Here is a 13321-nt window from a genome sequence, read left to right as displayed (position 1 = left end):
TGCAGCACGCGATAGACACTCCAAAGACAAATCGAATAGCGTCGGCGGGCCGCCAACTAGACCACTAGGAACAGCAAACCATGCAGCACTTCCCTGACCAACGCCTCCTGCTGGCAGGCGCTCTGCTGGCTCTCTCCATCACCGGTTGCGAAGCCCCCGAGTCGAATCCAGCACCCGCCAAGACTACGGGTTCAGCCGATACGAGCCTCGCTCAACCCACCGAAGAATGGCTCGGCAAGTGGATCGGGCCGGAAGGAACCTTTCTTCTGCTGGAAGGAGGCGCCGGAAAGTACCAGGTCACCATCCAGAACCTCGATGGCCCACGCACCTTCCAAGGGGTTGCTGCAGGGGATCGGATAGCGTTTGAACGCGACGGGGTGACGGAGCATCTGCATGCCACCAACGGGGCGGACACGGGCATGAAGTGGCTGAGCGAGAAGTCCAACTGCCTGACCGTACGTAGCGGCGAAGGCTACTGTCGCGACTGACGAACGACCGCGACGATGTTTCTGCGCCCTACCACCCATGGCAAGGGCGCTCCCGGCCGGCAATCGCCGATCAGATCGGCTGTTCCTCCGGCAGATAGCGATGACACCCGCAGCGACTGCAGCACTGGCATAGCAGCACTTCGCTTCCTACTTCCATCGGGGTGGCGGCAGACCACATACAACCTCGAATCAGGCACATAAGCGTCATTTCAGCCTCCTCGCGGCTAAGGGCCGCCGGATGTCCGTCATAACAATCGACCCTCCCAGGGCGGCGAAGGTTTATCCAAAAATTCATGGATCACCGCGCCGCCTGCGGCTGTCCATTGCTCACGGGACCACGAGGGCCCCATGAGGACACTGCGCAATGGCGAAGAAATACGTCTTTCTGGTCAGCTACATACTGGATAACCAGCCGCAATCCACCCGGGTGGATGTCGATGCCGAGTCGCTGACGCCAGACCAGGCGCTGTTCTACCTGCAGTCGCTGCATGCCGGGGCGCTGCCCGGGTTGATCACCGATGTGCAGGTGAGCCGTGTAGACACCGAGCGCACGGCCTTCCCGCCGGGCCACGGCCGGCAGCCCTGAGCCATGCACAATCTCGAGACGCCGACCTTCAAGCTGGTGCTCTACGGCGCCCACAGCAGCCTGGGCAGCGCGCTGCTGGCGGAGGCGCTGCACCGCCAGTACGAGGCCACGGCGATACTCACCGAGCTCAATTCGGTCCGCGCCAGACCTGGGCTGCGGACCAAAGGCGGCGAACTGTTCGATCCGATTGGCGTGAGCCAGAGCGTGGCGGGCATGGACGCGGTAATCGCCTTGCTCGATGCCGGCCAGCCCCCTGGAGACTTCTCTCAGCATTTCAACGCCTTGCTGGCGCTGCTGGATGGTCTGGAAACCGCAGGCGTGCCGCGTCTGCTGGTGGTGGACGATTTCGACTGGATGAACGGCGAACCCACACCCGATTCTCCGGTCCATCATTTGGAAGAGCGTCTGTTGGCCAGCCCGGTGTCCTGGACCCTGGCACAGGCGCCGGAGCAGCCGTCCCGCCTGCTGGAGATCGACGATTTCCGCCAGCCCGACACCACTGCCCTGCCCCTGCAGCGTTTCGCCATCGCCCTGCTCGACGAGATGCGCCTGGCACTGCACCGGCATCAACGCATTCACATCGATCTGCACGGAGGGAAAGGCTGATGGAAGCCGAAAGCGTCATCTTCCTCGCCATCTCATCCTGGTTCCTGGTAGCCGCGGCCATGCTCTGGGGCATGCTGCGCGTGGTTCGCCGGCACGCCCAGGATGCCCACGCATACCACGCGCCGGCTGTGCCCCGCGAAGCGCCCACGCTGGTCAGACGCAAACCACGCCGGCCCAAGCCGCCGCGCCCGATCCTGTCGCCGGCCCTGCGCGCTGCGCAGCACTTCGCGCACCGCTGAAAAATCTTCGGCACTCGGCTCAATGTGGCAGGTCGAAGCGGAAATCGACCACTTCTGAGGAGCAGCGTGATGATCAACCAACCAAGGATCGAGCCGGTATTTCGCGAGGAACTGCTGCATGCGCTGGTGGATTGCGCGGCCCAGCATTTCGAGGAAGCCGCCGACTACGCGCACGCCAATGGCCTGCAGGCCAGCATGCAGCTGCGCAACGAAACTCAGGCCGAGTTGAAGCTGACCCTGCGTCGCCCCAGCGATGGCACGCCCTGCTGCTACCGCATCACGGAAGTGCCCAACAGCCATCTGGTGCTGCACGAGAAGAGCTACGGCCGCGAGGTACAGCGCCTGCAAGCGCCGCTGGACTCGATCAACCACACCCTGGTGGAAACCGAGCTGGCGGCCTTCTTCATCAAGGCTGCGGCCCTCCCGCTGGACTATGTGGCGGAGCGCCATCAGCCGGGCTTCTTCTGAGCCCCCCAGCGTCAGCGCACGTCCATGGCACCGTAATCCGCCTGGTCGTTTTTAGGTAAAAAGTCCGATAAGACCGACCCTGCGCTGTTATGGTCGGCTTTCGCACTGTCATTGCATACCTCATGTCATTCGACACTGCTGCATCAGGAGCTAGTGTCACCCCTTCTCCCGCATGAAAGGAAATCAGCGATGTCCGCCGTATCTCAGCTAGCCGAGCTTCTCAAACAGAACGAAGAACCCCTGCTGGAAAAGTGGATGGCGGCCCAGCGCGCCGCTGGCATCCGCATGGATCTGGTCGACGACCGCACGGTGCAGGACAACTCCCGCGAGCTGCTCAAGGCGGTGACCATCGCCCTGGCCCAAGGCTCGGATGACATCAATTCCGCCGCCTGGAAGCCGCTCAAGGCGCAGCTCGAAAGGCTCTCGGTGACCCAGGCCCGCCAGGGCTTCTCCCCGTCCGAGACCGCCACCTTCGTGTTCTCCCTCAAGGAGCCGCTGTTCGACCTGATCCAGCAGCAGGACAGCAACGCCATCGAACTGGTCTGGCTGTTCAGCAAGCTGATCGACAAGCTCGGCCTGTTCAGCGTCGAGTACTTCATGGCCGGCCGCGAAATGGTCATCCGCGAGCAGCAGGAGAGCCTGCTGGAACTGTCCACCCCGGTGGTACAGCTGTGGGACCAGGTACTGGCCGTGCCGCTGATCGGCGCGCTGGACAGCAACCGCACGCAAATCGTCATGGAGGCGCTGCTGGAGAAGATCGTCGAGACCGAGTCCGACATCGCCATCATCGACATCACCGGCGTGCCGACCGTGGACACCATGGTCGCCCAGCATCTGCTCAAGACCATCACCGCAGCCAAGCTGATGGGCGCCAAGTGCATCATCAGCGGCATCCGCCCGCAGATCGCCGCCACCATCGTCCACCTCGGCGTGGAACTGGGCGACGTGGTGACCAAGGCCTCCCTGGCCGACGCCTTCAAGCTGGCCCTCAAGGAGCTGGATATCCGCCTGGTTCGTAGCGAAAAGGCTCGCTGAGGGAAGTGCCATGGTAGATCGCATTCCGATTCTCAAGATGGGCAAGTACCTGCTGCTCAGCATCCAGGTAGACATGCACGACCAGCTGGCCATGGACCTGCAGGAGGACCTCACCGAACAGATCGTGCGGCACCGCGCCAAGGGCGTGCTGATCGACATCTCCTCGCTGGAGATCGTCGACTCCTTCATCGGCCGCATGCTGTCCCATATCGCCAACGTCTCGCGGATTCTCGATGCCAAGGTGATTGTCGTCGGCATGCAGCCGGCGGTAGCCATCACCCTGGTCGAGCTGGGGCTGTCGCTCGACGGCATCGCCACCGCACTCAACATCGAAAAAGGCATGCGCTGGCTCGAAAACAGCGTGAGCGAGGACGGTATCGCCGGGGAGCAAGAGCATGACGACGACACAGACGCTCCCGCTGAAACAGGAAACTGACATCGTCGTCATCCGCCAGAAGGTCCGCAAAGCCGCCGAAGAAGCCCGTCTGGGCCTGGTCTCGCAGACCAAGATCGTCACAGCGGCCAGTGAAATTGCGCGGAACGCGCTGATCTACGGCGGTGGTGGCGAATGTCTGATCGAGTCGACCACCCGCGACGGCCGTGCGGCGCTGCGCCTGGTTATCACCGACCAGGGACCAGGCATCGTCGACATCGAGCGGGCGCTGGTCGACGGCTATACCTCGGGCAGCGGCCTGGGCCTGGGCCTCAGCGGCTCACGGCGGCTGGTGGATGAGTTCGTGCTGCGCAGCCAGGTTGGTACTGGAACGACGGTGGAGTTGTGGAAGTGGAAATGATCGGGCAGGTCACGCAGTTCGCCCATGCCGTCACTCACGAGGCGCACGCCGATGCGGTGCGCCGGCTGGTGGTCCGCCACCTCGGCCAGGTGAGCAAGGATGAGGCGCTGATCGGACGCATAACCGTGGTGGTGCAGGAAATGGCGCGCAACCTGGTGCTGCACGCCAAGGGTGGCGAGTTCCTCTACTACCAGGACGACGAGCGTATGCAACTGCTGGCGGTGGATCGCGGCCCGGGCATGACCGATGTAGCCCGCTGCCTCGCCGACAGCTACTCCACCTCCGGCACCATGGGTGCCGGCCTGGGGGCCATCAGTCGCCTGTCCGACCAGTTCGACATCTACTCGCAACCAGGCCAGGGCACGTTGGTACTCGCCCAGTTCCAGCTACGCCCGGCCACGCCGGGGCAGCTGATTTCCGCCGGTATCTGTACGCCCTACCCCGGCGAAGAGCTCGCTGGCGACGCCTGGGCGATCAACGGCAACCGCGTGCTGGTCTGCGATGGCCTGGGCCACGGCCACGCCGCGCACGCCGCCAGCAGCAAGGCACGCGAGCTGTTTCTCGAATATGACCTGAACCTACCGCTGGAAAACCTGCTCGAACGCCTGCACCGCGCGCTGACGTCGACCCGGGGCGGTGCCCTGGCGCTGGCCGAAGTGCTGCCGGAACAGGCCCAGGTGCGCTTCTGCGGCATGGGCAACATCGCCGGCGTTCTGCACGACGGTCGCAGCCGCAGCATGGTGTCCGGCAACGGCACGGTGGGATACCGGATCGGGCGCATCCAGAGCTTCAGCTATCCGTGGTCACCGAGCACCACGATGATCCTGGCCTCGGACGGCATCAGCACCCGCTACGACCTGGCGACCTATCCGGGCCTGGCCGGGCGGCACCCGGCGGTGATCGCAGCGGTGATTCACCGCGACTTCAGGCGCCACAACGACGACGCGACGGTGGTAGTGATGAAACATGCATAGTGCTCGACGTATCGCCACCATCCACATCCGCGAGGAAACCGATGTGGTCACCTGCCGGCAGAGCGCCAAGCGCATCGCCGGCTGGCTCGAACTGTCGCAGCTCGAGCAGATCCGCTTCGCCACCGCGGTCTCGGAGCTGGCGCGCAACGTCTACCAGTACGCCGGCGAAGGCGCCTTCCATTTCGACCTCGCGGAAAACGCGGCCGGCCAGCTCTCGGGCCTGAGCTTCGAGGCCATCGACAGTGGTCCCGGCATCGGCGCGATCGACCAGATCCTCGACGGCAGCTATATCTCGCCCACCGGCATGGGCGTCGGCCTGCTCGGTGCCCAGCGGCTGATGGACGACTTCGACATCCGCACCTCGGCCAAGGGCACGCGCATCCGTGCGCGCAAGCAGATATCCCCGCCCCGCCCGTTCCCCCTGCCGAAGCAGATCAACGCCATCCGCGACCAGTTGCAGGGCGAAGGCGCGGCAGACCCCTTCATCGAGCTGCGCGTGCGCGGCACCGAGCTGCTGCTGACCGCCGCCGAGCTGCAGAACAAGCAGGTCGAGCTGGAAGCCACCAACCAGGAGCTGGAAAACACCAACAAGGGCGTGGTGGCGCTGTATTCCGAGCTGGAGAAGGCCACCGAGGAAGTGCGCCACGCCAGTGAGTCGAAAAGCCGCTTCTTCGCCAACATGACCCACGAGATCCGCACGCCGATCAACATCGTCGAGAACATCAGCAAGCTGCTGCTCAAGGGCATCGACGGCCCGCTCAACACCGAGCAGCACAAGCAGGTGTCGTTCATCAGCGACGCCGCTGCCGAGCTGTCGGAGCTGGTCAACGAGCTGCTCGACATCTCCGAGGCCGATTCCGGGCGTATCGAGATCGTTCCCGTGCGCTTCACCCTCGCCGACTTCATCGAGCAACTGCGCCAGTTCGTCGGCGCCCTCTCCCAGCGCTTCCCGCAGCTGTCCTGGGAGATAGTCGGAGCCAGCCAGGACGTGGAGCTGGAGACCGACCGCCACCGGCTGTTCCAGATCCTGCGCAACCTGATCGGCAATGCCTTCAAATACACCCCCTCCGGCAAGGTCTGCGTGCGCACCTACCTGCCGGACGAGCACAGCATCGAGTTCCTGGTCGAGGACACTGGCGTTGGCATCGCCCCGGCGAACCACGACAAGGTGTTCGAGGAATTCCTGCGCGTACGCAACCCCGAGCAGCAGGTGCAAGGCACCGGCCTGGGCTTGCCGCTGGCGAAACGCCTGGCGACCCTGCTGCACGGCGACATCTCGCTGAACAGCGACGTGGGCAAGGGCAGCCGCTTCCTCCTGCGCGTCGACCGGCGCCACGGCAACCCGAGCGGCGAGCAGCGGGAACTGGACCTCAGCGGCATCAACGTGCTGGTGATCGACGACAGCGAGGCCGATCGCTACCTGCTGACGCGCCTGCTGCAGCCCTACCTCCCGGTCATCATCGAGGCCGTCACTGCGGCATCGAGCATCGACAAGCTGCATGCGGTGCGCCCGGACATCATCTTCCTCGACCTGGACCTGCCGGACATCGACGGCCAGGACCTGCTCGAGAGCATGGACTGGAGCATGCATGCGCGGGTGCTGATCAACACCGCCAAGCCGCTCGATGACGCGGCCCTGGACCGCCTGGGCCGGCAATGCCGGGCCATCCTGCACAAGTCCCACCCCGACTATCCGGCGCAGGTCCTGCACCACGTGCGCCGCCTGACGGAGGAGCAACGCGATGCGCACTAGACGAATCCTCATCGTCGACGACATGGAAGCCAACCGCTATGTGCTGCGCAAAATCCTCGCCGGCGACGCGAACTTCCAGGTGATCGAAGCCGCCACCGGCGGCGAGGGCCTGGAGCTGATGCTCGAAGGTGTCGACCTGGTGATCCTCGACATCAACCTGCCGGACATGACCGGCTTCGAGCTGATCCAGAAGGCCGAGCAGCGCCTGGGCCCCGCCCGGCTGCCGGCGATCATCAACATCTCGGCCACCTTCGTCAGCGGCCAGGACAAGGCTACCGGGCTGAACACCGGCGCCCGCGCCTACCTGACGCACCCGATCAACCCGGAAGAAGTGCTGGCCACCATCACCAGCCTGATGAAGAGCAACACCCGCCTGGAGCGGGTCGAGCGCCAGCGCAACTGGGCCGAGGCGCGCAACGAGCAGCTGAGCAAGGAAAAGATCATGCTCGAGCGCTTCATGCGCTCCTTCAGCCATGACCTGCGCTCGCCGCTGTCCGCCGCGGTGATGGCCACCGGGCTGATGCAGCGCAACCCGGCGCGGCGCACCGAGGAGCTGCTCACCGTGCTGCAGGACAACCTGCAACGCATCGACGAGATGGTCAGCAACCTGCTGGACATCTCCCACGTCAGCGTCGGCGGCGGCATTAAGCTGCTCAGCGAGCACATCGACCTCGGCGCGCTGCTGCGCGACGCGGTGGCCAACCTGCAGCTGCAGGTCGACAACCCCCTGGAGCTGCACCTGGAAGAAACCAGCCCGCAGGTGGTGTGGGACCGCTCGGCGTTCCTGCGCATCTTCGACAACCTGATCGGCAACGCCGCCAAGCACGGCCAGCCGGGCCAGCCGATCCGCATCGAGCAGAGCGTGGATGATTGCTTCGTTCGCCTGCTGGTAACCAACCACGGCACCTTCCCCGACGAGGTGCTGGCCAACCTGGCGACGCCCTACTTCATCTCCAGCCGCAGCGACACCAAGGGCTGGGGCCTCGGCCTGCCGATCGTCCAGGCCCTGGCGGAGAGCTTCGGCGGCCAGGTGAGCTTCGGCAACCAGGGCGAACTGGCCCGCGTCGAGCTGCGCCTGCCCCTGACCGTGGCCGACTGACGCACCTCAACCGGGCAAGGCGCGCCAGATCTCCCCGGCGTACTCACGGATGGTCCGATCCGAGGAGAACCAGCCCATGCGTGCGGTATTGAGTACCGAGGCACGCCACCAGCGCGCCGGGTCCTGCCACAGCGCATCGACCTTGCGCTGGGTCGCCCAGTAGTCGTCGAAATCGGCGCAGAGCATGAAGCGATCGTCGTACACCAGCGCATCGATCAGCCCGGTGTAGCGCGCCGGGTCGTCCGGCGAGAACACGCCCGAGCGGATCGCCTGCAGGGCCCCGGCCAGGCGCTCCGAACCAGCCACCACCGCACTCATGTTCAGCTCGCCAGCACCCTTGCGCGCCTCCACCTGCTGCGCGGTCATGCCGAAGATGAACATGTTGTCGTTGCCCACCTGCTCGCACATCTCCACGTTGGCGCCATCCAGGGTGCCGATGGTCAGCGCGCCGTTGAGAGCGAACTTCATGTTGCTGGTGCCGGAAGCCTCCAGCCCTGCCGTGGAAATCTGCTCGGACAGGTCCGCCGCAGGGATGATGGTTTCGGCCAGGCTGACGTTGTAGTTGGGAATGAACACCACCTTGAGCAGGCCACGCACCGTGGGGTCGTCGTTGACCGTGCGGCTGATGTCGTTGGCCAGCTTGATGATCAGCTTGGCCTGGTGATAGCTGGCCGCCGCCTTGCCGGCGAAGATCTTCACCCGCGGCACCCAGTCGGTGGTCGGTTCGTTGCGGATCGCCTGGTACAGCGCCACGGTGTGGATCAGGTTGAGCAGCTGGCGCTTGTACTCGTGGATGCGCTTGACCTGCACATCGAACATCGCGCCGGTGTCCAGCACCACGCCCAGGCGCTCCTGCACCAGCGTGGCCAGGGCCGTCTTGTTGCGCTGGCGCAGCGCGGCGTAGCGCTTGTGCATGCTCTTTTTCTCGGCATGGTTCTCCAGCCCGCGCAGTACGGTCTCCGGCGAGTCGAGCACGGCCTCGCCGAGGGTCTCGACCAGCAGCTCGGTTAGCGCCGGGTTGATCTGGAACAGCCAGCGGCGGAAGGTCACTCCATTGGTCTTGTTGTTGATGCGCGTCGGGTACAGGCCATGCAGGTCGCGGAACACCGTTTTGCGCATCAGCTCGGTGTGCAGCGCCGACACGCCGTTGACGCTGTGCGTGCCGAGGAATGCCAGGTTGCCCATGCGCACGCGCCGGCCGTGGTCTTCCTCGATCAGCGAGACCGAGCGCAGCAGGTCGAAGTCGTGGATGTCCTGCGCCCGCAGCGCGTCGATGTGGTAGGCGTTGATCAGGTAGATGATCTGCATGTGCCGTGGCAGCAGGCGCTCCATCAGCGATACCGGCCAGGACTCTAGGGCTTCGGGCAGCAACGTGTGGTTGGTGTAGGACAGCGTCGCCACGGTCAGCTGCCAGGCGTCGTACCAGCTGAGCAGATGGACATCCACCAGCAGGCGCATCAGCTCGGCCACGGCGATGGCCGGGTGGGTATCGTTGAGCTGGATCGCCACTCGCTCCGGCAGCAGGCGAATGTCGCCGTGCTCGTGCATGTGGCGTTGCAACAGGTCCTGCAGCGAGGCGGAGACGAAGAAGAACTCCTGGCGCAGGCGCAGCTCTTGCCCCGCTTCGGTGCTGTCGGCCGGGTACAGCACCCGCGAGATACTCTCGGCGCGTACCACCTCGACCACCGCGCCGATATGGTCGCCGGCGTTGAAGCGGTCCAGATGCAGGTCTTCCTCGGCGCGCGCACGCCACAGGCGCAGGGTATTCACCGCCGAGCGCCGCCAGCCGATCACCGGGGTGTCGTAGGCGATGGCACGCATGGTTTCCTGGGGCTGCCAGCTGTGTCGCGGCACCTCGCCGCCTTCCGTCTGGCTGAGCACCACGCCGCCGAAGCCGATGCTGTAGGCCACTTCGGGACGCTCGAACTCCCAGGGGTTGCCGAAATCCAGCCAGGTCTCGGTCTGTTCCAGCTGCCAGCCGTCCGCCAGCGCCTGGCGGAACAGCCCGTGTTCGTAGCGGATGCCGTAGCCGTGGGCGGCCAGGCCGAGGGTAGCCATGCTCTCCATGAAGCAGGCTGCCAGGCGTCCGAGGCCACCGTTGCCGAGCGCGGCGTCCGGCTCGACCTGGCGGATGCGCTCGAGATCGACGTCCAGCTCGCCCAGCGCCTCACGTGCCACCTCGAGCAGGCCGAGATTGCTCAGGTTGTCTACCAGCAGGCGGCCGATCAGGAATTCCAGCGAGAGGTAATAGATACGCTTCTGGCCGCGCCTGTCGAGCTGTGCCGAGGCCTCTTCCCAGCGGTCGACCACGTGATCGCGCGCGGCCAGGGCAATGGCTTCGAACCAGTCGTGATCGAAGGCGTTGCTCGGGTCCTTGCCTACTGCGTACTTGAGCTTGGCGAGGATGCTCTGCTTGAACTCGGCGACCTCCTTTCCCGCAGCCATAGCGACCTCCTCAGGCGATGCGGCGCAGCGATTCTCGTGCGGCGTCGGCCAGTTGGGTGAGCAAGGGTAGCTGCCGCTCCGCCGGCACCTCGGCTTGCGCCGCGGCGCGCAGGTTGTCCAACAGGTCATGGCCCGGCAGCGTCAGGCTGCGGGCGATCAGCACCGGCTCGCCGTCCCAGGAATGTTCCAGCTCGCACTCGACGAGGCCGGCCTGGTGCAGCAGGTGCAGGTGGTACTTGACCGATTCGAGGTCGTGCTCGGCGAGTGGCGCCGGCTCGAAGCAGTGGCCGTACTCGCGGCTTTCGATCTCCAGCAGCAGCGCCCTGATCAGTTGCTTGTCTCTTTTCATCGCTGTGTTCCCTCCTCAGGCATCACCAGCTAAGGGTCCGCGCGGCCGCGCTTAGTTCAACCTTTCTCGTCGCAGAAAAGCTGAACTCGGGCGGCGCCAGGCGGCTCACAACTGCAGGTTCCAGAAACGACAAGGGAGGCTTCGGATGATTACCAAAGCCACAGCACTGCTGATCGGCAGCCTGCTCACACCGCTGGCCCTGGCCGACGGTTGCCACGTCCTCACCCGTTCGGCCAGCCCTGGCGTGGAAGCGGTGGAGACCGAGAGCTGCTACGAACTGCACGGCATGCCTGCCGGCACGATCAACTGGTCGTGCAGCAACGAGAGCCAGGAAACCCTGGGGACCCGCCAGGAGAAAGTCGCCAAGTGCGATGCCGGCTATGTGGCCAGCTGCCGCGCCGCCGTCACCCAGGAGACCTTGGCCAACCACAAGTCATCCAGCACCAACCCGCCGGCCAACGAGCCCAACGTGCCGGATGACGCCAAGGTGGTGACCTACTACTACAACCTCAACGACCGCACCCAGGCGAGGAACGACTGCGAAAAAGGCGGAGGCACATGGGAGGAACGATGAACCCCCACGCCGGCGTACTGCTGCTGCCGGCCACCGATGTCAGCCGCCATGAGCTGGCCGTGCACCAGGTACTCGGGCGCAAGCTCGCCGCGCTGCTGGGCAGCAGCTTTCTCGGCGAACATGACGCGCAGCAACACACCGACGGCCCCTACTACTGGCTACCGAGCGAGACGCTGATCGGCCAGCAGCGCTGCCAAGAGCTGGGCATCGGCGGCGCCGAAGACTTCTTCGGCGGTGCGGTGGCCCAGCCATTCATGTCGACCAAGGCCATCAGCCACCCGCTGATCGATGGCGCCAGGCGCCAGCCGCCGGGCTGGTCGCGGCAATTCTCCGAACAGGTGGCCGGAGCGATTCTCGGCGGCTACACGGCATTCGACCTCGACGACGCCCGCCGCGCCGGCCTACGCCTGCTGAAAGATGGCCCATTGCGCCTCAAGCCCGTGCGCGGCAAGGCCGGCCGCGGTCAGCTGGTGATCCGTGACGCTCCCGAACTGGATGCCGCGCTGGCCGAGCAGGAGGCTGCCGAGGTTGCCACCTGGGGGCTGGTGCTGGAGGAGAACCTCAGCGAGGTGGTGACCTACAGTGTCGGCCAGGTGCAGGTCGCCGGCGTGCTCGCCAGCTATTACGGCAGTCAGCGCCTGACCCGCGACAACACCGGCGTGGAGGTCTATGGCGGCTCCGATCTGACCCTGGTGCGCGGCGACTACGCCGAACTCATGCGCCTGGACATGCCCGAGACGATTCGCCTGGCCGTGTCCCGCGCGCAACTCTACGAGCATGCCTCGGTGCAGGCCTTCGGCCTGGTCGCCTCGCGGCGCAACTACGACGTGGCGCAAGGCATCGACAGCCGCGGCCGCTCGCGTTGCGGTGTGCTGGAGCAGTCCTGGCGCGTTGGCGGGGCCAGCGCTGCGGAGATCTTCGCCCTCGAGGCCTTTGCCGCCGACCCGCAGCTAGCCAGCCTGCGCGCCTCGACCTACGAGTGCTACGGCGAAAGCCTGCCGCCGGACGACGCCAGGCAGCTGTACAAGGGCGAAGAGCCGGAGATCGGCCTGCTCGGCAAATACGTGAAGGTGGAGCCGCATGTCACCGCATAGCGAACAGGTGGATATACAGGTGGAAGAAGACATCATCGCCGGCACCATGGTGACGCCACGGCGCAAGGTGCCCGGCATCCTCTTCGTGCATGGCTGGGGCGGCAGCCAGCAGCGCGACCTGGCGCGTGCCAAGGGTATCGCCGGGCTTGGCTGCGTGTGCCTGACCTTCGACCTGCGCGGCCACGAGCTGACCCGCGAACGTCAGCCCAGCGTGACCCGCGAGCAGAACCTGAGCGATATCGTCGCCGCCTACGACCGCCTGGCCAAGCACCCGGCCACCGACCCCGAGGCCATCGCCGTGATCGGCACCAGCTACGGCGGCTACCTCGCCTCGATACTCACCACCCTGCGCCCGGTGCGCTGGCTGGCGCTGCGTGTGCCGGCGCTGTACCTGGACGAGGACTGGAGCGTGCCCAAGCACCAGCTCGACCGGCAGCGGCTGGTGGAGTACCGCAACACCTTCCTGCAGCCGCAGGGTAATCGTGCCCTGTCGGCATGCTCCGAGTTCGCCGGCGACGTGCTGTTGGTGGAATCCGAGCACGACGACTTCGTCCCTCACACCACGCTGATGAGCTACCGCTCGGCCTTCGTCAGGGCGCACTCGATGACCCATCGCATGGTCGATGGCGCCGATCACGCGTTGACCGAGGACAGTGCCCAGCGCGCCTATACCTCGCTGCTCACCGGCTGGATCAGCGAGATGGTCATCGGCGCGCGCATCGGTGATTACCCCCATCACCTGGCGCTCTACTCCTGAGAAAAGCTGAACCCAGCCCGCCTCGTACCGTCACAACCCTAGTCACTCAGGGCGGTCATG

17 protein-coding genes are annotated in these 13321 nt (G+C 65.4%); 14 read left to right on the top strand and 3 right to left on the bottom strand.

Features of this window, described 5'->3' with window-relative positions; genetic code table 11:
- Positions 1-80 precede the first annotated feature (80 nt).
- The gene (locus tag PTT45_RS12300; RefSeq protein ID WP_273813580.1) at positions 81-488 is read left to right on the top strand and encodes a hypothetical protein; all 408 of its coding nucleotides are present in this window, start codon (positions 81-83) and stop codon (positions 486-488) included.
- Between the two features lie 70 nt (positions 489-558).
- Here the strand turns inward: PTT45_RS12300 and PTT45_RS22265 are convergent, their stop codons facing one another.
- Positions 559-696: a PSPA7_2676 family Cys-rich small protein gene (locus tag PTT45_RS22265; protein WP_337961738.1), complete on the bottom strand. Its 138-nt coding sequence runs from the start codon at positions 694-696 to the stop codon at positions 559-561.
- A gap of 156 nt (positions 697-852) precedes the next feature.
- On the opposite strand from PTT45_RS22265, the gene PTT45_RS12295 reads away from it, so the two are divergent.
- The 10 genes from PTT45_RS12295 to PTT45_RS12250 all read left to right on the top strand — a co-directional run bounded on the left by PTT45_RS12295 (position 853) and on the right by PTT45_RS12250 (position 8042).
- Positions 853-1074 carry a hypothetical protein gene (locus PTT45_RS12295; protein WP_273813579.1) on the top strand — a complete coding sequence of 74 codons (222 nt, stop codon included), beginning with the start codon at positions 853-855 and terminating at the stop codon, positions 1072-1074.
- 3 nt (positions 1075-1077) lie between these two features.
- Positions 1078-1680 (top strand): NAD(P)-dependent oxidoreductase, encoded by a 603-nt coding sequence (locus PTT45_RS12290; protein ID WP_273813578.1) that lies wholly within the window; start codon positions 1078-1080, stop codon positions 1678-1680.
- Positions 1680-1919 carry a hypothetical protein gene (locus PTT45_RS12285; RefSeq protein WP_273813577.1) on the top strand — a complete coding sequence of 80 codons (240 nt, stop codon included), beginning with the start codon at positions 1680-1682 and terminating at the stop codon, positions 1917-1919. The genes PTT45_RS12290 and PTT45_RS12285 overlap by 1 nt, the downstream gene beginning before the upstream one ends.
- Before the next feature lie 69 nt (positions 1920-1988).
- A complete protein-coding gene (locus PTT45_RS12280) occupies positions 1989-2387 on the top strand; it encodes a hypothetical protein (protein ID WP_273813576.1) in 399 nt (132 codons plus the stop codon).
- Positions 2388-2576: 189 nt separating this feature from the next.
- Entirely contained in the window at positions 2577-3422 is an 846-nt protein-coding gene (locus tag PTT45_RS12275) for an STAS domain-containing protein (protein WP_273813575.1), read from the top strand.
- Positions 3423-3432: 10 nt separating this feature from the next.
- Positions 3433-3858 carry an STAS domain-containing protein gene (locus PTT45_RS12270; protein ID WP_273813574.1) on the top strand — a complete coding sequence of 142 codons (426 nt, stop codon included), beginning with the start codon at positions 3433-3435 and terminating at the stop codon, positions 3856-3858.
- Positions 3818-4216 (top strand): ATP-binding protein, encoded by a 399-nt coding sequence (locus PTT45_RS12265; protein WP_273813573.1) that lies wholly within the window; start codon positions 3818-3820, stop codon positions 4214-4216. The genes PTT45_RS12270 and PTT45_RS12265 overlap by 41 nt, the downstream gene beginning before the upstream one ends.
- Complete coding sequence (locus tag PTT45_RS12260; RefSeq protein ID WP_273813572.1) at positions 4213-5190, top strand: SpoIIE family protein phosphatase; 978 nt, start codon at positions 4213-4215, stop codon at positions 5188-5190. The genes PTT45_RS12265 and PTT45_RS12260 overlap by 4 nt, the downstream gene beginning before the upstream one ends.
- Complete coding sequence (locus PTT45_RS12255; RefSeq protein WP_273813571.1) at positions 5183-6943, top strand: ATP-binding protein; 1761 nt, start codon at positions 5183-5185, stop codon at positions 6941-6943. Before PTT45_RS12260 ends, PTT45_RS12255 begins: the two co-directional genes overlap by 8 nt.
- Positions 6933-8042 carry a hybrid sensor histidine kinase/response regulator gene (locus PTT45_RS12250; RefSeq protein WP_273813570.1) on the top strand — a complete coding sequence of 370 codons (1110 nt, stop codon included), beginning with the start codon at positions 6933-6935 and terminating at the stop codon, positions 8040-8042. Before PTT45_RS12255 ends, PTT45_RS12250 begins: the two co-directional genes overlap by 11 nt.
- A gap of 6 nt (positions 8043-8048) precedes the next feature.
- Here the strand turns inward: PTT45_RS12250 and PTT45_RS12245 are convergent, their stop codons facing one another.
- Together PTT45_RS12245 and PTT45_RS12240 are read right to left on the bottom strand one after the other, a co-directional pair.
- Positions 8049-10487 (bottom strand): glycogen/starch/alpha-glucan phosphorylase, encoded by a 2439-nt coding sequence (locus PTT45_RS12245; protein ID WP_273813569.1) that lies wholly within the window; start codon positions 10485-10487, stop codon positions 8049-8051.
- A 10-nt stretch (positions 10488-10497) separates the two neighbouring features.
- On the bottom strand, positions 10498-10836 hold the full coding sequence (locus tag PTT45_RS12240; RefSeq protein WP_273813568.1) for a DUF2513 domain-containing protein: 339 nt from the start codon (positions 10834-10836) through the stop codon (positions 10498-10500).
- Between the two features lie 145 nt (positions 10837-10981).
- Between PTT45_RS12240 and PTT45_RS12235 the strand changes: the two genes are divergently transcribed.
- Genes PTT45_RS12235 through PTT45_RS12225 form a run of 3 tightly spaced genes read left to right on the top strand, consistent with a single transcriptional unit; the run spans position 10982 to position 13261 of the window.
- Entirely contained in the window at positions 10982-11410 is a 429-nt protein-coding gene (locus PTT45_RS12235) for a hypothetical protein (RefSeq protein WP_273813567.1), read from the top strand.
- The gene (locus PTT45_RS12230) at positions 11407-12504 is read left to right on the top strand and encodes a DUF3182 family protein (RefSeq protein WP_273813566.1); all 1098 of its coding nucleotides are present in this window, start codon (positions 11407-11409) and stop codon (positions 12502-12504) included. Before PTT45_RS12235 ends, PTT45_RS12230 begins: the two co-directional genes overlap by 4 nt.
- Positions 12491-13261, top strand: coding sequence for an alpha/beta hydrolase family protein (locus tag PTT45_RS12225; protein WP_273813565.1), 771 nt, complete (start codon positions 12491-12493; stop codon positions 13259-13261). Before PTT45_RS12230 ends, PTT45_RS12225 begins: the two co-directional genes overlap by 14 nt.
- Positions 13262-13321: the final 60 nt, after the last annotated feature.

This window comes from Pseudomonas sp. Gutcm_11s, assembly GCF_028649395.1.
Classification (GTDB): Bacteria; Pseudomonadota; Gammaproteobacteria; order Pseudomonadales; family Pseudomonadaceae; genus Aquipseudomonas.
Note: the sequence above shows the minus strand (reverse complement) of the source record. Positions and strands in the feature narration are given on the sequence as shown.